Origin of the sequence: Actinoallomurus sp. NPDC052308 (assembly GCF_040679195.1) — a bacterium.
GTDB classification, from domain to species: domain Bacteria; phylum Actinomycetota; class Actinomycetes; order Streptosporangiales; family Streptosporangiaceae; genus Actinoallomurus; species Actinoallomurus liliacearum.
In genome coordinates, this window is sequence record NZ_JBFAUM010000033.1 from 45,199 (window position 1) to 64,375 (window position 19,177).

At 71.5% G+C, this 19,177-nt stretch carries 17 protein-coding genes and 1 pseudogene; 5 read left to right on the forward strand and 13 right to left on the reverse strand.

Annotated elements, in window-relative coordinates; translation table 11 throughout:
• Nucleotides 1-46: 46 nt before the first annotated feature.
• From AB0L00_RS40205 to AB0L00_RS40250, 10 genes are all read right to left on the reverse strand, one after another.
• Nucleotides 47-1,612, reverse strand: a complete 1,566-nt coding sequence (locus AB0L00_RS40205; protein ID WP_364442883.1) for a serine/threonine-protein kinase — start codon at nucleotides 1,610-1,612, stop codon at nucleotides 47-49.
• A gap of 33 nt (nucleotides 1,613-1,645) precedes the next feature.
• Complete coding sequence (locus AB0L00_RS40210) at nucleotides 1,646-3,280, reverse strand: serine/threonine-protein kinase (protein WP_364442884.1); 1,635 nt, start codon at nucleotides 3,278-3,280, stop codon at nucleotides 1,646-1,648.
• A gap of 56 nt (nucleotides 3,281-3,336) precedes the next feature.
• Nucleotides 3,337-4,146, reverse strand: a complete 810-nt coding sequence (locus tag AB0L00_RS40215; RefSeq protein ID WP_364442886.1) for a serine/threonine-protein kinase — start codon at nucleotides 4,144-4,146, stop codon at nucleotides 3,337-3,339.
• A 65-nt stretch (nucleotides 4,147-4,211) separates the two neighbouring features.
• A complete protein-coding gene (locus tag AB0L00_RS40220) occupies nucleotides 4,212-4,739 on the reverse strand; it encodes a YbaK/EbsC family protein (RefSeq protein ID WP_364442888.1) in 528 nt (175 codons plus the stop codon).
• A gap of 87 nt (nucleotides 4,740-4,826) precedes the next feature.
• Nucleotides 4,827-5,669 (reverse strand): M55 family metallopeptidase, encoded by an 843-nt coding sequence (locus tag AB0L00_RS40225; RefSeq protein ID WP_364442890.1) that lies wholly within the window; start codon nucleotides 5,667-5,669, stop codon nucleotides 4,827-4,829.
• A 93-nt stretch (nucleotides 5,670-5,762) separates the two neighbouring features.
• Nucleotides 5,763-6,257, reverse strand: a complete 495-nt coding sequence (locus tag AB0L00_RS40230; RefSeq protein WP_364442892.1) for a hypothetical protein — start codon at nucleotides 6,255-6,257, stop codon at nucleotides 5,763-5,765.
• An 11-nt stretch (nucleotides 6,258-6,268) separates the two neighbouring features.
• Entirely contained in the window at nucleotides 6,269-6,661 is a 393-nt protein-coding gene (locus AB0L00_RS40235) for a hypothetical protein (RefSeq protein ID WP_345357171.1), read from the reverse strand.
• A gap of 13 nt (nucleotides 6,662-6,674) precedes the next feature.
• Nucleotides 6,675-7,490 (reverse strand): heavy metal-binding domain-containing protein, encoded by an 816-nt coding sequence (locus AB0L00_RS40240; RefSeq protein ID WP_364442893.1) that lies wholly within the window; start codon nucleotides 7,488-7,490, stop codon nucleotides 6,675-6,677.
• Nucleotides 7,491-7,494: 4 nt separating this feature from the next.
• A complete protein-coding gene (locus AB0L00_RS40245) occupies nucleotides 7,495-8,388 on the reverse strand; it encodes a heavy metal-binding domain-containing protein (RefSeq protein WP_364442895.1) in 894 nt (297 codons plus the stop codon).
• A gap of 35 nt (nucleotides 8,389-8,423) precedes the next feature.
• Complete coding sequence (locus AB0L00_RS40250) at nucleotides 8,424-9,203, reverse strand: enoyl-CoA hydratase-related protein (RefSeq protein WP_364442896.1); 780 nt, start codon at nucleotides 9,201-9,203, stop codon at nucleotides 8,424-8,426.
• A gap of 661 nt (nucleotides 9,204-9,864) precedes the next feature.
• On the opposite strand from AB0L00_RS40250, the pseudogene AB0L00_RS40255 reads away from it, so the two are divergent.
• The 3 genes and pseudogenes from AB0L00_RS40255 to AB0L00_RS40265 all read left to right on the forward strand — a co-directional run.
• Nucleotides 9,865-10,788 (forward strand): annotated as a pseudogene (locus tag AB0L00_RS40255) (SNF2 helicase-associated domain-containing protein); the annotation flags it as partial.
• Nucleotides 10,789-11,010: 222 nt separating this feature from the next.
• Nucleotides 11,011-13,749, forward strand: coding sequence for an SNF2-related protein (locus AB0L00_RS40260; protein WP_364442929.1), 2,739 nt, complete (start codon nucleotides 11,011-11,013; stop codon nucleotides 13,747-13,749).
• Entirely contained in the window at nucleotides 13,749-14,552 is an 804-nt protein-coding gene (locus AB0L00_RS40265; RefSeq protein WP_364442898.1) for an SWIM zinc finger family protein, read from the forward strand. The genes AB0L00_RS40260 and AB0L00_RS40265 overlap by 1 nt, the downstream gene beginning before the upstream one ends.
• Before the next feature lie 315 nt (nucleotides 14,553-14,867).
• Here the strand turns inward: AB0L00_RS40265 and AB0L00_RS40270 are convergent, their stop codons facing one another.
• Entirely contained in the window at nucleotides 14,868-15,149 is a 282-nt protein-coding gene (locus tag AB0L00_RS40270) for a hypothetical protein (protein ID WP_364442899.1), read from the reverse strand.
• A gap of 123 nt (nucleotides 15,150-15,272) precedes the next feature.
• Between AB0L00_RS40270 and AB0L00_RS40275 the strand changes: the two genes are divergently transcribed.
• Together AB0L00_RS40275 and AB0L00_RS40280 are read left to right on the forward strand one after the other, a co-directional pair.
• Nucleotides 15,273-15,413 (forward strand): hypothetical protein, encoded by a 141-nt coding sequence (locus AB0L00_RS40275; protein WP_364442900.1) that lies wholly within the window; start codon nucleotides 15,273-15,275, stop codon nucleotides 15,411-15,413.
• Nucleotides 15,404-15,508 (forward strand): DUF397 domain-containing protein, encoded by a 105-nt coding sequence (locus tag AB0L00_RS40280; RefSeq protein WP_364442902.1) that lies wholly within the window; start codon nucleotides 15,404-15,406, stop codon nucleotides 15,506-15,508. Before AB0L00_RS40275 ends, AB0L00_RS40280 begins: the two co-directional genes overlap by 10 nt.
• 234 nt (nucleotides 15,509-15,742) lie before the next feature.
• Here the strand turns inward: AB0L00_RS40280 and AB0L00_RS40285 are convergent, their stop codons facing one another.
• Both AB0L00_RS40285 and glgP read right to left on the reverse strand, forming a co-directional pair.
• Nucleotides 15,743-16,171: a spore-associated protein A gene (locus AB0L00_RS40285; protein WP_364442903.1), complete on the reverse strand. Its 429-nt coding sequence runs from the start codon at nucleotides 16,169-16,171 to the stop codon at nucleotides 15,743-15,745.
• 118 nt (nucleotides 16,172-16,289) lie between these two features.
• On the reverse strand, nucleotides 16,290-18,887 hold the full coding sequence (gene glgP, locus AB0L00_RS40290) for an alpha-glucan family phosphorylase (protein WP_364442905.1): 2,598 nt from the start codon (nucleotides 18,885-18,887) through the stop codon (nucleotides 16,290-16,292).
• Nucleotides 18,888-19,177: the final 290 nt, after the last annotated feature.

The following is a 19,177-nucleotide window of genomic DNA, read 5'->3' on the forward strand; positions in this document are numbered from 1 at the left end:
GCGAACCCGTGCCGATGTCGTCCGCCCCGAGGGGACCCGCCGCGCGTCAGTGATTCAGGAGCGTGGCGATCCGGTCCGTGAGCTCGGCGATGGCACCGGCCCGGTCGCCGATCGGCCACCAGCGCGGTCGGGCCAGCCACCCGGCCGCGACCGCGAGCGAGGTGATCCCGGCCAGGCACAGGCCCACCGACGCGGCCTGCCGGGGCCGCTGGGCCACCGCCGACAGCAGCCGGACCAGCTGGCGGCGCGGCGCCATGACGCCGGGACCCGCGAGCGTCACGCAGGCGAACACCGCCGCGCTCCACCGGGCCACGGCGTCCGGCCAGGAGAGGGAGTGCGTGGCGGACCAGACGAGCAGCGCCAGGGCGGTCACCGCCGCCGCCACGCCCGCGTACAGCAGGGCGGGCACCAGCGCTCCGGTGGACCGGCTCAGCGACTCCGGCACGCGCAAGGGCGCCAGCGCGAGGTCCTCGGCCCCGCGGACCGGCGTCCGGCGGGAGCGGACGGCCGAGTCCCCCGCCCGCAGGTACCAGGCGCCCGCCACCACGACGGGGAGGCCGACGACGGGGGCCACGGGGCAGACCGCCACGGCCGTGAGGATCACCAGGTAGGCGAGCAGCTTGTACCAGCCGAGCGCCACACGCGGCGCCGGATGGGGCGGGAACGATCCGGACGGCGGGCCCGCCGGCGGCTCGGAAGCGCGCGCCGCCGCGAAGGGGCCGGAGGGCCGGGAGTTCGGCGGCGTCCCGGTGCGGCCCGCGGCGTCGGCGGACGGGCCCATGGCCGTCGCGCCGATGGGCGGTGGGGCGCCGAGGTCGAGCACCCGCACCCGGCCCGCCAGTTCCGCCGCGGCCGGCCTGGCCGCCGGGTCGCGGGCGAGGGCCATGCGCAGCAGCGGTTCGAGGGACGGCGGGACGCCGTCGAGGTCGGGGCTGCCGGTGAGGATGCGGGCCAGCACCGCCTCCAGCGAGCCGCCGCCGAACGGCGCGCGCCCGGTCGCGGCGAACGCGACGGTCGCCGCCCACCCGTAGACGTCGACCTCGGGGCCGGGCGGCTTGCCGTCGATGATCTCCGGCCCGAGGTAGCCCGGCGTACCGACGACCATTCCGGTCTGGGTGAGCCGGGTGGCGTCCATCCCGTGGGCGATGCCGAAGTCGATCACCACCGGCGCCCCGTCGACCATCATGACGTTGTTCGGCTTGAGGTCCCTGTGGACGACGCCCGCCCGGTGGATGGCGACCAGCGCCTCGGCGAGGCCGACCGCCACGCGCGCCAGCGGCCCGCCGGACAGCGGCCCGGCCGCCCGGACCACGCCGTCGAGCGGGTGGCCGTCGATGAAGCGGGTGACGATGTAGGGGCGTTCGGCCGCGACGTCGGCGTCGAGGACCTCGGCGACGTACGGGCTCCGCACCCGCCGCATCGTGTCGACCTCGCGGGCCAGCCGCCGCCGGAAGGTCGTGTCCTCGGTGTACTCCGTCCGCACGACCTTCAGGGCCACCTCGCGGCCGATGTCGTCGACCGCTCGATGGACGACGCCCATGCCTCCCTCGCCGAGGGTCGCCACGACCCGGTAGGGGCCGACCTTCTCCACCGGGGCGTCCTCCACTGGCATGGTTCGATCTTCCTTTGTCGGGTGCCGCCCGGGTCAGCCGCCGAGCAGGCTCCGGATTCCGGAGCGCACGTGAGCGAGGTTCCTCGTGAACGACCCGCCGGCGAACGGCCGCAGATCCGGCGTCTGGCTGAGCGCGAAGGACACGATCAGGAAGACGACGAATCCTATGACGGCCAGCGCGATCAGCGCCTGGTTGCGTCGCGGCAGCACGGCGCCCCAGAACCGGGCGAGCTGCCGGCGCGCGGGCTCGCTGCCCGGCCCCAGGCACTGCACGATCACGAACGCCGCCGCGCCCAGCGCGACCGCCCGCGGAATCGGCAGCGCGGACTTGGCGACCAGCCCGATCAGCAGCACGACGGTGCCGGCCATGATCGCCAGGGGGCTGACCAGCAGCATGCCCAGCGCCGCCCGGACCGCCGTGAACGGCGACTTGACGATCACCGCGGCCAGGTCGCCCGAGCGCGGTCCGCGCCGGGTGCGCTTGGAACTGAGCTCCTTGTGGCCGCGGTCGGCGGTCCGCAGGACGAGTAGGACGGCCAGCACGACGATCAACGCGATCGTGGGCGTCACGAGGGACAGCCCGACCCCGCCGACGAGGAGCAGCAGGCTGAGGAAGCGGTAGACGCCGTACGGCTTCGGCTCGTCCGGCCGCGGCGGCTTCGGCGGGGGCGGCGCGTATCCGGGCGCGTTCTCCCTGCCCTGCGGGCCGTACGGGGAACGGGTGTACGGCTGCGGGGGCGGCGCCGGTGGCAACTGGCCCACGAAGTCGCGCGGGCGGGCCGGGGCCGGGGCCGGCGGCGGTGGGGCCGAGACCGCGGTGAGCCGCTTGGTATGGGACGACGGCGGGTCCAGCCGGGTGGCGTCGACGTCGATGCGCCTGGTCAGCTCGACGAGGGCGTGCGCGGTGGGCCGCTCGGCCGGGTTGCGCGCCATCGCCGCCCGGACGACCGGGAGCAGCGCCTCGGGGACACCGTCCAGGTCCGGCCGCCCCTCCATGATCTTGTAGAAGATCGACTCGAACGTGCCGCCGCCGAACGGCGCCCGCCCGGTCGCGGCGTACGCGATCGTGCCGGCCCAGGCGTGGACGTCCGCGGGCGCGCCGGCGTCCTCGCCCTCGATGATCTCGGGCGCGAGGTAGCCGGGAGTGCCGATGACGAGCCCGGTCGCGGTCAGCCGGGTCGCATCGACGCCCTGCGCGATGCCGAAGTCGATGACGACCGGCTCGCCGTTCTCCAGGAACATGACGTTGCCCGGCTTCAGGTCCCGGTGCACGATGCCGGCGTCGTGAACGGCGGTCAGCGCGACGGCAAGCCCCGTCGCCAGCCGCTGCAGCGCCTCGCCGCGCAGCGGGCCGTCGTCCTGAACCGTCTGCTCCAGGGTCCGGCCGGGGACGAACTGGGTGACGACATAGGGCGGCTCGGCCGTGACGTCCGCGTCGACGATCTCCGCGACGTGCGGGTTGTGCACCCGGCGCATGGAGTCGACCTCGCGGGCCAGCCGCCGCAGGGCCGTCTGGTCGGAGGCGACGCCGGGCCGCAGGACCTTGACGGCGACCTTGCGGCCGAAGGGGTCGGTGGCGAGATGCACGACCCCCATCCCGCCTTCCCCGATCTTCTCGATCAGGCGGTATCGGCCGATGCTCTCGCCGGACGTCTCTACCCCCTCCATAGAAGCGTCACGATACCTGGGCATGTGTCACCTCACGGCCTCCCTGGCGGAACCGGTCACCAAGCCGGGACCGGCCGCCGCTCGGCCAGGCCGCCCGCCAGCCGGGACGCGGCCGGGCGCTCGGCCGGGTCGCGGGACAGGGCTCGGCGCAGCAGCGGCAGCAGCGCCTCGGGCACACCGTCCAGGTCGGCGGCCCCGCGCAGCACCCGGAAGCAGACGCCGTGCAGCGATCCGGCCCCGAACGGCGGCCGGCCCGTCGCCGCGAACGCCACGGTCGCGGCCCACGAGAAGACGTCGGACGCCTCGCTGCAGCGGCCGCCGTCGATCAGCTCGGGCGCGACGTAGCCCGGCGTCCCGGTCAGCACGCCCGGCTGCGTGGCCTCCTCGGTCCCGGCGTCCCGCGCGATGCCGAAGTCGATGATCTTGGGCACGCCGCCGAGCACCATGACGTTTCCGGGCTTGAGGTCCCGGTGCAGCACACCGGCGCCGTGCACGGCCGCCAGACCCCGCGCGAACCGCTCCGCGAAGCCCCGCAGCGCCTCCTCCCACAGCGGCCCGTACGTCGTCACCAGGTCCCGGAGAGGCACCCCCGGGACGAACTCGGTGACGAGGTGGGGACGGTCGCCGTCCAGGCAGGCGTCGAACACCTCGGCGACGTATGGGCTGCGCACCCGCGCCATCGTCCGGGCCTCGCGCGCCAGGCGACGGCGGACGGCCGGATCGTGCGCGAACTCACGCCGCGGCTCCTTCACCGCGACCGTCCGCCCGAACCGGTCCGTGGCGCGGTACACCACGGACGTGGCCCCCTCGCCGACCCGCTCCCGCAGCTCGTACGAGCCGAGTGGCGCAACTCCCGTCGCGTTCATGCCCGGTTTGACGCTGGATTCGCTCCAGAGGTTCCGAACGGTGCCGACCCGACGGTCGCCGGAGCTCAGCGGGCGAGGCCCTCGATGACCTCGGCCGAGGCGAGCGCGGCGAGCGCCGCGCCGGGCACGACCAGCTTGGAACGCCGCACCCCGCTGCCGACGACGACATGCGGGGTCTCGACGACGGCCCGGTCGACCAGGACCGGCCACTCGGCGGGCAGACCGAACGGCGTGATCCCGCCGTACTCCATGCCGGTCTCGGCCACGGCCTGGTCCTGCGGCGCGAACGACGTCTTCCGCGCGTCGAGCCGGCGCCGTACGACGCCGTTGACGTCGGCGCGCGTGGTCGCGAGCACCACGCACGCCGCGAGCCGCACCTCGCCGCCCCGCTTGGCGGCGACGATCACGCAGTTGGCCGACGCGTCGAGCGGAGTGCCGTACCGCTCGCAGAACGCGGCGGTGTCGGAGAGCTCCGGGTCGATCTCGGCCACCTGGAAGGCGTCCTCGCCCTTCCAGGCGCGGATCGCGTCCGCCACGGGCGCGGCGAGCAGATCGGTACGGTCAAGGGCGGGCTCGAGCGAAAGTCCCCACATGGCACGTCACCCTACCGACCGTGATCCGTGGCGCCGTCCGGTGTGGCAGGGCTCTCGGCCGTACGAGCCGACCCGTACGGCCGGCCCTCAGCCGTAGTGCTGGCCGGTACAGCCGACGCTGCCGCCGATCGAGGCCATGATGCCGAGCACCCCGAGGATGTCGGCGTAGTCGTCGGTCGTGAACTCGACCGACCGGGGGCCGAGCCGCTTGATGCCCGGGATCATGGCGCAGGACTCCGCCATCGCGGTGGACGCCCAGTCGATGCCCAGCGTGTACGGGGACGGCACCGTGTACGGGCGGCGGCGGCTCAGGTCCCCGAGGGCGCGGCCGGCCGCCTCCCGGATCAGGGCCTGCGCGCGGACGGGCGGCAGAATCTGCGCGGAGTAGCGGTCGATGCCCTTCTTCACCGCGACCGTCTCGACGTCGCCGAGCACCTCGCGGGCCTCCGCGCACGCCGCCTCGTCGCCCGCCACCAGCGCGACCGGCACGCCCATCGACCCGGCCAGCGCGGCGATCAGCCGGATCTCGCCGCAGATCTCGCCGTTCAGGTAGAGGTTCTGGATCTCATAGCCCATCCACGTGTGGTTGAGCACGCCGTGCGGCACGCCCGCGCGGGCGTGGTAGCCCACGAACATCGCCGCGTCGTGGCCGGTGTCGAGCCCCTGCCCCATGCGCAGCGGACGGTACGGCCCGCGGATCAGCGTGCACCGCTCGTCGATGAGGTCGGCGCGGATGTTCTTCGTGCTGCCGTGCGCGTCGGTGACGATCACCTCGTCCGCTCCGGCGTCGAACGCCCCGGCCACCGCGGCGTTCGCGTCGGCGGTCATCAGCTCGCAGCCGCGCTCGTAGCCGCGCCCGCCGGCCCGCATCTCATCCGGATCGGTGAGCCCGGACACGCCCTCCATGTCGACCGAGACGAACACCCGCACTGACGACTCCCTTCGCGAAGACGGCGCATCGACCGTACATCGTGAACGATCCGCGCCGGCTTCTCGGCCCGGCCGGCGCACCCGCCCCGGGGTTCACCGGACCCGCCAGAGACCTTCGTTCACCCGCACGCCGGGCACGCCCGGAACCGGCGCGGTGGCCTCGCGGAGGACGTACGCGCCGTCGTCGTCCTCCGGTTCCTCCAGCGACACGCGGAGGCGGCGGCCGTCCGCCAGGATGAGGGTCCACAGCCCCGGAGGTTCGGTGTCGCCGTAGAGGACGTGGGCGTCGAAGCGCGCCGCGAACCGCTCGGCGAACTCCCGGCGGCCGACCCGCCGCGCCAGCGACCCGGTGATCCCGAGGTCGAACACCAGCGCGAAGTCCCCGGCGACATCGTCGTAGGTACAGAACGCCGCGTACACGACGCCCTCCGGAACATCGCGCAGATCCTCGTTCACCCGGTCGGCGCGGCCGACGAACACCTCGTGCTCCCCGATCCGGAAGCACTCCCGGAGGAACGCCCGAAGCTCTCCCTCCCCGACCCGGCGGGTCGACAGCCCGTCGTAGCCCGTGGCCGCCGCGCTCGTCACGGTGCCGTCCGTCAGCCACCGGTGACCAGGCGGCGCAGCGCCTCGGCGGCACGGGCGTCCGCCTCGGCCTGGGCGATGAGCTCCTCGGTGAGGGCGCGTACCCACACGTCGAGCGTCACCTGGTCCCGGGACAGCACGACGCCGCGTACCTCATGGTGGATCTCGCCCGTCGGCCGCCCGCCGTTCCCGGCCGTGAGGAACAGCGTGCGCTCGCCGAGCCGGACGACGATCCGGTGGGCCCGCCCGTCGCGGCCGCGCAGCCGGTCGCCCAGGCTCCGCTCGTAGTCGACGGTCACGCAGCCGGGCGGCAGCGCGTCGGCGAGCGTGCCGGTCAGCACGCGGGCGTACGTCCCGAGGTCGGCGGTGTCGCGGCGCAGCGCGGCGGCCACCATGTCGAAGTCCATGGCCATCAGTGAATCAGCGGTCCAGCCCGAGCACCATCTGCGGCTTGGCGATGACGTGATCGGCGCGGAGCGGCCGGACGGCCGTGCCGATCGCGAAGAACTCCATCGTGTGGCCGCCCCACTGGTGGTGGAACTGGTCGAGGTAGACGCCGACGATGCCCTCGGCGTGCAGGGCCTGCGCCTCGGCCTGCATGCGGGTCATCGCCAGCTCCCGCGCGTCGTACAGCGCCTGGGTGAACTCCGGGATCTCGACGTTCTGCCCCATGCTGCCGAGCACCGAGCCGAGCCGGCGGTGCGCGACGTGGTACACGCAGGTGCCCATCACCATGCCCAGCGGCGCGTACCCGGCCTGGATCAGCGTCCAGAAGTCCTGGCCGTTCAGGTCGGAGGTGAACGGCTGGTTCTTGTTGTTCCGCCAGTTCTGGGAGGTGTCGTCGGCCTTGACCGCGGTGCCGATGGCGATGAACTCGGCGATGTCGCTGCCGAAGTCACGGAACTCCACGCGCAGCCGGACCCCGACGATGCCGTCCGCGCCGAGCTGGTCGGCCTCGGCCTCCATGCGGGTCATCGCCAGCTCCCGCGCGTGGTACATCGCGCCGGAGAGCTGGTCCAGCTCCATGTTCTTGCTCCACCGGCCGACCTGGATGCCGACGTGGTAGATCGAGCTGCCCAGCACCAGCCCCAGTGGGCGGAACCCGGCCTCCCGGACGAGCAGGAACTCGTTCACGGACAGATCGCTGGTGAACAGCCCGCCGGGCGCGCCCGGGCGCAGCTCGGCGAGCCGGGTCATCGCGTCGGCGGGAACTCCCTGAGCGACGGGATCGGTCATCTACTCACAACCTCATGATCGTCAACGGGCGGATCGGGCGATGGGCGGTGCGGAACTCGGCGATCGCGGTGCCGAGGACCGTGGTCTCGACGACGTGGTCGTGCTGGTGGTCGGCGACCCTGCACTCACGTTCGGTCACGCGCAGGTCGACCTCGGAGACGACGACCCCGTCGGCGCCGGTACGCCCCGCGTCGGCGAGGAGATGCGCGCGGGCCTCGTGCCGGGTCACCGACACCAACTCCGTCCAGCCGCCCACCTCCTGCGCGGGCGCGAACCTGCCGGTGGACCAGTTGACCCGCCAGTCGTCGTGGCGGACGCCGACGGAGGTGCCCATCACCAGGTCGACGGGAACCCAGCCGGTCTCGATGAGCTTCACGAACTCCTGGCCGCTGACATGAGACAGGAACACCCGGCCCGGTCGTACGGCGCCTGCGGCGCGGACGGCGGTGCCGAGCGCCTGGAACTCCAGGTGGTGCGCCGAGCCCTGGAACGGCGCGATCGTGAGGTGCACGGCCACGACGCCGTCCCCGCCCAGCGCCGCGCACTCGGCGGCCATCCGGCTCATCGCCGTGTGCCGGGCCCGGTAGAGCGTGTCGACGTACGCGCCGTAGCCGCCCCACGCGCCCTGCATCCCGGAGGTGATCGTCGCCGCGGAGCCGGAACCCAGGAAGGCGCGCCGGAAGCCACAGTCGATCGACGCGCGATACCACCAGGCGAGGTTGTGGACCGTGCTGCCCATCACCTGTCCGACCGGCTCGAATCCGACGGACCGCAGCCCGGCGAACTCGTTGACGGTCAGGCCGGAGGTCCAGGTGCCGGACGTGCGGGCCTGCCCGAGCCTCGCCTGCGCGGCGGGCGGCAGCGGCTCGCTCGGCACCCGGCCTCCTGACTCGTTCACGATCGTGTGACGTACGGCGAGGTCACCGGGTTCCGTCAGCGGCCGGTGAAGCGGGCCTTGCCCGGCCCCTCCTCGACGAAGCTGCGCATGCCGTTCTTCTGGTCCTCGGTGGCGAACAGGCCCGCGAACTGCAGCCGCTCGATCTCCAGCCCGGTGGCCAGGTCGGTCTCCAGGCCGGCGTCGATCGCCTGCTTGGCGGCGCGCAGCGCGATCGCCGGGCCCTCGGCGTACCGCGCGACCAGTTCGGTGGCGGCCGCGTACACCTGGTCGTCCGGGACGACCCGGTCCACCAGGCCGATCGCCAGGGCCTCCTCGGCGCCGACGTGCCGTCCGGTGAAGATCAGGTCCTTGGCGCGGGACGGGCCGATCAGCCGGGGCAGCCGCTGGGTGCCGCCGGCGCCGGGGATGACGCCGAGCTGGATCTCCGGCTGGCCGACCTTCGCCGACTCGCCGGCCACGCGGAAGTCGGCGCACAGCGCGAGCTCCAGGCCACCGCCGAGGGCGTAGCCCGTGATCGCGGCGACGACCGGCCTCCCGATCCGCGCCACGGCGTTCAACGCGTCCTGCAGTGCCCGGGCGTGCCCGGTGGCCTGGGCGTACGGCAGCTCGGCCATCTCCTTGATGTCCGCCCCGGCCACGAACACCCGCTCGCCGCCGTACAGCACGACGGCCCGGACGGCCGGGTCGGCGTCCACGGCCCGCGCCGCCTCGGCCAGCTCGGCCACCACCTGCGCGTTCAGGGCGTTCACCTTCGGCCGGTCCAGCCGGATCGTGGCGACGGCCCCCTCGACCTCCACGCGTACGAACTCGCCCACGGCGCCTCCCTCATCGACTGCGGTGCGTCGCGAGCGTAACGTCCGCCGGCCCACGGTCCGCGTCGCGGCATGCGGGAACGGCGCGCACTGTCAGGGCCGTTTGGTAGCTTCACCTGGTCCACAGCGTCTTCGGGGGCCGATCATGCTCGTCGCGCACGCCACCTGGCACGGTGGTGCGCTCTGCCTGTGGGCGGAGGACTCCGCGCTCCCCGCGACCACCCGCCTGCGTGTCTTTCCCAAGCCGCACCCCTTCGCCACGTCCGACTTCGAGGGCACCTCGTACGCGGCCGTGACACGTGGCGCGCCACGGATCGAGCCGACGCTGATCCTCCCCGGAGCCGCCACCGGGCCGCTCCCCTCGCCCGAACTGGCGCGCGAGCCGGCGTCCGGGCGACCCAGGCCACACCCCTGGCGGGTTCCGGCACTCGTGCTGGACCCGTTCGCCGCGATGACGCTGCTGCACCTGGCCGGCGACGCCGAGGACGTCGTACGCGGCGCGGACCTGCGGTTCTTCGCGCACGTCGCCGAGGAGGCCGTCCACCTCGCCGCCCGGGGCCGGGTCCTGCCCGCCCTCGTCCGGGAGGACGGCGACCCGACGGCCCGATGGCGGCCGGTGATCACCGGCGACGACGCCGCGCGGTTCCGCGAGCTCGCCGCCGCGATGCCGCCCGCCTGCCGGGCCGCGGACGAGGACCTGCCCGCGTCCGGCGTGCTGCTGGACGCGCTGTCCGGCCTGGTCGACGCGGCCGTCCGCGGCGTCGTGCCGCACCCGCTGCTGCCCGAGCGCGCGGGGCGGGTTCCCGACCGGCTCCCGCTGGCCGAGCGCTGGGCCGCCGCGCTCACCGGGCCCGATCCGACGGTGTCCCGCGAGCCGGGCGACGACCCGGACGCGCTCGCCGCCGAGCTGGACGCCTGGGCCGCCGCCGCCCGCAGGTCGACCGGCCCGCTCCGCGTCTGCTTCCGCCTCGTCGAGCCGCCGGCGCCCGAGGGCGAGGTCGCGGTGCAGGGGCCGTGGACCGTCGAGTTCGCGGTGCAGGGCACCGACGACCCCAGCCTCTACGTCCCGGCCGCCGTCCTCTGGACGGGCGAGGTCACCTCGGTGCCGAACGCCGAGGAGACCCTGCTCACCGGCCTGGGCCGGGCGCTGCGCCTCTACCCGGACCTCGCCCAGGCCCTGCGGATCGCCACGCCGACCAGCGTCACGACCGACGCGGAGGGCGCGTTCCGGTTCCTCCGCGAGGCCGCGCCGCTGCTGTCCGCCGCCGGCTTCGGCGTCCAGCTCCCGCAGTGGGCGGGCCGCGCCCGGCTGGGCATGAAGCTCACGACTCGGGCCAAGACGGCGACCGAGGGCGGCGGGGCGGCCACCTCCTCGGGCTTCGGCCTCGACAGCATGGTCGACTTCCGGTGGGACCTGGCCATCGAGGGCGAGGACGTCACCGAGGAGGAGCTGGCCGAGCTCGCCCGGCTCAAGGCCCCGCTCGTACGGCTGCGCGGCAAGTGGGTCGAGCTCGACGAGCGCCAGCTCGCCTCCGCCCTCGACTTCCTCCAGCAGCGCCGCAGCGGCGAGATGACCGCCGCCCAGGCCGTCCGCGCCGCGATCCACGCGGGCGACGACGCGCTGCCGCTGCTCCAGGTCGACGCGGACGGCCCGCTCGGCGACCTCTTCTCCGGCGAGGCCGACCGCCGCCTGCAGCCGGTCGCCACCCCGGACGACTTCGAGGGCACCCTCCGCCCCTACCAGGAACGCGGCCTCGCCTGGCTGTCCTTCCTCGACGACCTCGGCCTCGGCGCAATCCTCGCGGACGATATGGGTTTGGGAAAGTGCGTTGCCCCAGAGACGCCGGTCCTCATCAATGGTGCACTCGTCAGCGCAAAAGACGCGTGGGCCCGCTTCTCGGGAGCCATCGAGTTCGACGGTGAAGGCGAATGGTCGACGCCGGCCGAACCCTTGGTGACCAACTCGATAGACGACGCAGGGAGGATCGTCCCCGCCCCGATCGCACGCCTGTACCGACAGCATGTTCGGGAGACGATCCGACGCGTACTACTAGATGATGGCAGCGAAATAAGGATCACCAGGCGACACCGTCTTCTCGGAGTCGACGACTGGACCAGAGAGCTGCGTCCCGGCGATCGCGTATGCGTGCCGGCCGCGCTCGCCGTCTCTGGGGAACCGGCGGATCCCGACCTGACGGTCTTCCTCGCCTGGCAGCTCAGCGAGGGATACGAAGGCGACCATTACGCGGGAACGATCAGCCAGAAGAAGCTTCCCATACTGAAGGAGCTCCACGACACACTGCTGAGGATCGGCAAAAGATACGGGCTCGTAATCAACAAGCCATCGATCATGGTGCCCACGAACGGGCGGGCGCCCTACCTCCGGTTCACGAGCAAGGACTACGCCTACTTCCTCGAAGAACTCGGTCATCGTTGGGGGCGAGTCTCCGCACACAAGAAGATCCCCGAGTTCATCACATCAGCCGACGAGGCCACCACCGCCCTCTTCCTGCGGCACTATTTCGCCGCCGAAGGCTCGGTCAGCACGTCGATGAAGATGGTCGAGATCTCCTCGGCGTCATCCTGGATGCTCCAACAGGTCTCCATGATGCTGCGACGGCATGGCATCTGGATGCGAACGACAGTCAAGTACAAGAGCGCCACCAACGGCACGGGGATTAAGCGGCCGTACACCGTAGGGATCATCGGCGGCCCTTCCTTGCGAACCTTCCGAGACGTCATCGGCATAGCCGACGCCACCAAGCAGGAGAAACTCGACCGGTTGTGCGACACAACTCACAACACCAACGTCGAGGGCGTCCCCGCTTGCGACCTGCTTACACAGGCTCGCCGACTCACCGGCCTCCCGATGAGGCACTTCGGCGTAGGAACGGTTTACTTCAGCGGCACGCAAGAGATGTCGAAAAAGACGGCCTCCGCCGCCGTCACGGCGATCAACGCCATGATCTCTGGAGAGGCAGCCGCTGCATACCAGGCCAAGAAAAAGAGCAAGTGGACGGCACAGGCTCTTGCCTGTTACGAGCGGCTCGACCGGGAGATCCTGAGCGATATCCGTGATCGGCTGAAGAAACGCGCAGACCGGGATGTCTTCTATGCGAAGGTTCTGGCGGTCGAAGACGTCGAGTACGAGGGCTGGGTATATGACTTCGAGGTAGCCGAACACCACAACTACGTGGCGGCGGGAATGCTCTGCCACAACACGGCGCAGACGCTCGCCCTCCTTACCGCTGAACGCTCGAAGCGACCCGCGGGGCCGACGTTGTTGATCGGGCCGATGTCGTTGATGGGGAACTGGCAGCGGGAGGCGGCGCGGTTCACGCCGAAGCTGCGGGTCTACGTGCACCACGGCGGGGGGCGGCACCGGGGCGAGGATCTGGTGAAGGCGGCAGCGGAGGCCGATTTGGTGCTGACCACCTATGGCACGGCCGCCCGGGACCACGAGGCGCTCGCCGCGATCGAATGGGACCGCGTCGTCTGCGACGAGGCACAGGCGCTGAAGAACAGCGGCACCCGGCAGGCGCGGGCGGTCCGGAGCATCCCGGCGCGCAGCAAACTCGCGCTGACCGGCACGCCGGTGGAGAACCACCTGACCGAGCTGTGGTCGATCATGGAGTTCGCCAACCCCGGCGTGCTCGGGCCGCGCCAGTACTTCCGCGAGCGGTTCGCGGTGCCGATCGAGGCGTACGGTGACGAGGAGGCCGCCGCCGCGCTGCACCGGGCGACCGGCCCGTTCATCCTGCGCCGCCTCAAGACCGACAAGACGATCATCACGGACCTGCCGGAGAAGCAGGAGATCAAGGTCTGGTGCAACCTGACGCCCGAGCAGGCGTCGCTGTACCAGGCGACCGTGGAGGACATGCTCGACCAGATCGCCAACAGCGAGGGCATGGAGCGGCGCGGTCTCGTGCTGGCGACCATGGCCAAGCTCAAGCAGGTCTGCAATCACCCCGCCCACCTGCTCAAGGACGGTTCGCGCCTGCACGGCCGCTCCGGCAAGCTCGAACGCCTGGAGGAGATCTGCGCCGAGGTCGTCGAGCAGGGCGAGAAGGCGCTCGTCTTCACCCAGTACGCCGAGTTCGGCGCGATGCTGCGGCCGCACCTGGAGGCCAAGCTCGACCGCCCGGTGCTGTGGCTGCACGGCGGCGTCGCCAAGAAGCAGCGCGACGAGCTGATCCGCCGGTTCCAGGAGGACTCCGATCCGGCGATCTTCCTCCTGTCGCTGAAGGCGGCCGGCACCGGGCTGAACCTCACCGCCGCCAACCACGTCGTCCACGTCGACCGCTGGTGGAATCCCGCCGTCGAGGACCAGGCGACCGACCGCGCGTTCCGCATCGGGCAGACCAAGAACGTCCAGGTCCGCAAGTTCATCTGCGTCGGCACGATCGAGGAGCGCGTCGACGAGATGATCGAGCGAAAGAAGTCCCTGGCCGAGCGCATCGTCGGCACCGGCGAGGGCTGGCTCACCGAGCTGTCCGTCGCCGACCTGCGCGAGATCATGCGGCTCGACCCCGAGGCGGTGAGCGACTGATGCCGATCTACGGGAAGGCCCGGCCCGTCGAGGACGGGCTCAAGGCGAAGTCCGGCGGGCGCGGCTCGATCGGCGCGGAGTGGTGGTCCCGCCGCTTCATCGACGTCCTGGAGTCCTTCGCCGACCGCGGCCGGCTCACCCGGGGCCGCACGTACGCCCGCAAGGGCCAGGTGGTCGAGCTGCGGATCGACGCGTACGAGGTCACCGCCCTCGTCCAGGGCTCCGAACCCGAGCCGTACGAGGTGTCGATCGGCATCGATCCGATCAAGGACACGGTCTGGGAGTCGATCGAGGAGGCCCTGGCCTCCCAGGCGGTCTTCCGGGCGCGGCTGCTGGCCGGTGAGATGTCGCCGGAGATCGAGGACGTCTTCGCCATCTTCGGCGTCTCGCTGTTCCCGCAGTCGTCGACGGACATGCACCTGATGTGCAGTTGCCCCGACTGGGGCGACCCGTGCAAGCACACCGCCGCGGTGCTCTACCTCCTCGCGGAGGCGTTCGACGACGACCCGTTCCTCATTCTCGCCTGGCACGGCCGCACCAAGGACGACCTGCTCGCCGGCCTGCGCCGCCTCGAACCCGCCCAGGTCGACCCCCTGGAGATCGAGGAGACGCCCCTGGCCGAGCGGATGGACGACTTCTGGGCGCCCGCCGTCGTCCGCGACCGCCCGCCCGCTCCCCCGATCCCCCCGGGCCTGCTGCTCCGCCTCCTCGACCCGCCCAAGGTCAAGGTCCGCCGCAGGGACCTCATCGACGCCCTCAAACCCGCCTACGAGGCCCTCCCCGACCTCGACCAGCCGGAATAACGACTTTTAGACCATATCCGGCGAACACCGCCATAGTCGGCCGCCGCAGCGGGCCGACGGATTCTGGGGTGTCTACTGAGCGGAGAAAATTCTCCGCTCAGTAGACACCCCAGAACGGCAAGGTCCGTCCGCCGGCGGCGATTCATCGCGGTCTGCGACGATGTCTTCCCAATCGCTCCAGGAACCGCTGTGTCAGTTCCCGATATTTCCGGACTAGAACCTCGAGCTGCTGGATCTCGGCGACTTGCGAAACACCCTGAAACCGCAGAGAGTCCAGGGTCGCGTAGAAGTTATCGATCGCGCGCTGGAGATCGTTCACCGATCTCCGCCTTGTGGGGCGACGACGTGCGCGATGTGCCGTATGGCGAGGTCGATGCTGGCGGCAGGACAGATCGGCTCGCCCCAGCTCCACCACCACATCAGCTCCTCATCGGCGCCCGGATGACACCGAATCGTCTCGGTGAGGCGCGAGTGAGCTCCCGCGCTGACGTGGACTCGTGTCGGGCTGAGGACCGTAGCGGTCAAGCCCGCCTTTTCGCATTCCTCGGCGAGCCGGGTCACGAGCGTGTGAACGTCACGTTGGTCGTTGATCGCCATCGGCGATTCCTTTCGTCGATTTCTCGAACAGAATGCCGGTCCCCGAATGTCCATGGAACACTCAAAGGCAGCACAACGACCTGTACGAAGACGCATCCGCTTGTACGGAGGTGTGCGGCGACAATGACCGGAAACCATCTGACACCACGTGTGTTCGTCGCCAAAGAACTACGCCGGGCAGTCTGGGAGGCTTTGCGCGTCGAAGCCCTGCCCGGCAAGCAATCGGTCGATCTGCTGGCGGAAGTGGCGAAGACATGGACCTGACCGGCGCAACCTGGCGGAAGTCATCCCACAGCGGGAATGGCGGCGACACCTGTGTCGAGGTGGCGTTCCTGGAGGAAGAAGACGTCGACCGGTAACGAGTGCCAGTCAGGGTGGCTCTGCCGGTCGGGCGTACGGAATGCTCGGGGAATGGCCGCCCCGCGGCACCGGAACGCCGGGTTCCATCCCTTTCGGCCGTGCGATCGCCGAGCATTTCGTACGCTGCGAGCGGCTGGGCGGGGCCCGGCCGGCCCGACATCCGTAACGCACTTCGGGAAGACCCACGAGGGCTCGCGCGGGGCACCGTCGGAGACCTCGTGGGTGCTCTCGGCTCAGCCGCAGTGCACGTTGGACTCCAACGCGTAGCCGTTGTCGGTCTGGGTCGTGTTGTCGATCTGAGCCTCGAGGTCGATGCACTGGCCTGCGGCCGAGACGTAAACCGGGCCCGCGTAGTATGCGAAATTTCCCTGGTTGACCGTCCACAGGGGATCGCTGTGTCGGGCGATCTTCACTACTTTCCAGGTCGTCGTGCCGTACGTGCTGCCGACGCCGTAGGCAAGAGCGCAGTTCTTCCCGGAAGCGGAGCTGTAGTAGAGCTCCAGAGAGCCTCTCTTCACACCGCTCTTCGTGTTGATGTTGTAGACGTCGATCAGCGAGTAGCCGCTTCCGCAGGGACCGGACGCGTACGCCGGTGCGGCGACGGCGACGACACCGGAAGAGGCCAGCACGACGGTCGCCAGTGCGGCGGTCTTGCGACGCATGGACATACGTCTCCCTTCATGATGATCGTGAACAAGTTGATCATCGCAGAGAGGCCCACACGCCCGGCAACGCGAACGTCCCCGGGCCCGTCACTGGGTCCGGGGACGTTCGGGGTGGTCAGCGCAGGTCGCCGTTGGTCATGCCGATCGGCGCCGGCGGCAGGGCGATCAGGCCCGTCTCCGCGCGGGAGGCCAGCAGCTCGTGCCGGGGCACGACGCGGACGCTGTACCCGAACGGCCCGGTCCGGTCCAGGGGGACCTCGCCGGTGAAGCGGCAGCGGCCCTCGCCAAGGTCCTCGGCCTGGTCGAGCTCCAGGTAGGACGGGCTGACGAGGGCGTCGTTGTCGTCGACCCGGCCGTACGCCACCTCGACGGCGACGTCGTCCGGCCGCAGCTCGCCGAGCTGGACCGTGGCCCGTACGGTCAGGCGCGTGCCCAGGTGCGGGGTCTTGCCCGCGCCGGTGGACTCGACGTGCTCGACCGAGACGACCGGCCAGGCCTTGGCGATCCGGTGCCGCCAGGCGGCGAGCGCCTTCGCGCCCGCGTTGCCGTCGGCGGACAGCCGGCGGGCCGACCCGGCCGCCGGGGCGTACAGCGCCTGCACGTAGTCGCGCAGCATGCGCCCCGCGAGGACCTTCGGGCCGAGGGAGGCCAGCGTGTGCTTGACCATCTCCAGCCAGCGGCGCGGCAGGCCGTCTCCCGGGCGGTCGTAGAACAGCGCGGCGACGTGGTCCTCGATCAGCTCGTAGAGGGCCTGGGCCTCGATGTCGTCGCGGTGGTCCGGGTCGTCGGCGCGGTCTGCGGACGGGATCGCCCAGCCGTTGTTGCCGTCGAACCACTCGTCCCACCAGCCGTCGCGGATGGAGAGGTTCAGCCCGCCGTTGAGGGCGACCTTCATGCCGGACGTGCCGCACGCCTCGAGCGGGCGCAGCGGGTTGTTCATCCAGACGTCGCAGCCCTGGACGAGCGCCTGGCCGAGCGCCATGTCGTAGTCCGGCAGGAACACGATGCGGTGCCGCACGGCGGGGTCGTCGGTGAACCGGACGATGTCCTGGATCAGCCGCTTGCCGCCCTCGTCCGCCGGGTGCGCCTTGCCGGCGATGATGATCTGCACCGGCCGCTCGGGGTCGAGCAGGATCGACTTGAGCCGCTCCGGGTCGCGCAGCATCAGGGTGAGCCGCTTGTAGGACGGGACGCGGCGGGCGAAGCCGATCGTCAGGACGTCCGGGTCGAGCGCGTCGTCGATCCAGGTCAGCTCGGCCTCGCTGGCGCCGCGCTGGCGCCAGGACTCCCGCAGCCGGCGGCGGGCGTCCTCGACGAGCCGGGCGCGCAGCGTGCGCCGGATGCGCCAGATCTCGGACGCGGAGACCTTCTCGACGCCCTCCCAGCCGCGGCCGAGCTCGACGATGTCGGGCAGCTCGCGGCGGGCCAGGTCGATGATCTCGGGCGCGACCCACGTCGCCCCGTGGACGCCGTTGGTGATCGAGCCGATCGGGACCTCGTCGGTGTCGAACCCGGGCCACAGGCCGCCGAACATCTCGCGGCTGACGTGGCCGTGCAGTTCGGAGACGCCGTTGACGCGCTGGGCGAGGCGCATGCCCATGACCGCCATGTTGAAGACGGCGGGGTCGCCCTCCTCGTACGACTCGGCGCCGAGCGCGAGGATGCGGTCGGAGGGCAGGCTGCCCTCCTCGTTGGAGCCGCCGAAGTACCGCTCGATCAGCTCGCGCGGGAACCGGTCGATGCCGGCCGGGACCGGGGTGTGGGTGGTGAAGACCGTGCCCGCCCGAGTGGCCTCGAGGGCCTCGTCGAAGGTCAGGCCCTGGTCGTCGATGTACTCGCGGATCCGTTCGAGGCCGAGGAAGCCGGCGTGGCCCTCGTTGGTGTGGAACACCTCCGGGGCGGGGTGTCCGGTGATGCGGGAGTAGGCGCGGATCGCGCGGACGCCGCCGATGCCGAGCAGCATCTCCTGGAGGAGGCGGTGGTCGGTGCCGCCGCCGTACAGGCGGTCGGTGACGTCGCGGGAGACCGGGTCGTTCTCCTCGACGTCGGAGTCCAGGAGGAGCAGCGGCACGCGGCCGACGTTCGCGATCCAGATCTGGGCCCGCAGGGAGCGGCCCTCGGGCAGGCCGACGCCGACCCGCGCGGGCGTGCCGTCGGCCTCGCGCAGGAGGGTCAGCGGGAGCCCGGCCGGGTCGATCGGGGGGTAGCGCTCCTGCTGCCAGCCGTCCGGCGAGAGCGACTGGGAGAAGTAACCGTGGCGGTACAGCAATCCAACCCCGACGATGGGCACGCCCAGGTCGCTGGCGGTCTTGAGGTGATCGCCGGCGAGAATGCCCAGGCCACCGGAGTACTGCGGCAGCGCGGCGGCGATGCCGTACTCCGGGGAGAAGTAGGCGATCGCCGTGGGGGCGTCGGTGAGCCTCTGGTACCAGCGCGGTGCGCTGACGTACTCCCGGAGGTCGTCGACGGCGTCGCCGAGGGCACGCAGGAAGCGCCGGTCACCGGTGAGAGCGGACAGCCGCTCGGGCGAGACCTCGCCGAGCAGTCGCACCGGGTCGTGCCGGCTCGCCTCCCACAGGTCCGGATCGACCGATTCGAAGAGCTCGAGCGTCTCCGGATGCCATGACCAGCGCAGGTTGAGAACGAGTTCCTCGAGCGGCTGCAGCGGCTCGGGCAGGACGGAGCGGACGGTGAATCTGCGGATCGCCTTCACGTGCGGCGACACTAATCGGTCCGGGCCGGTGCTCGCGACCCGAACCCGCCCGGTGAGCGACATCTTGATCTCAGCTTGGTCCCGGAAAGCCGCACACCAGGTCGGAAATGCGAGCTAGGTCCCTGAGTGCGAGGATGGAAGCGGCAGTACCGCGGGGGCGCTCCTGACGTTCTCCAACCGAGGCATACCGAGTACGAGTCGTGCCCGGCGCCCCACTCGTGCCGATGAAAGAATTCCAGCGCGGCCCGAGGTCGGCGCGTGCGGTCACCGGACGCGGCCGTCCCGGGCGT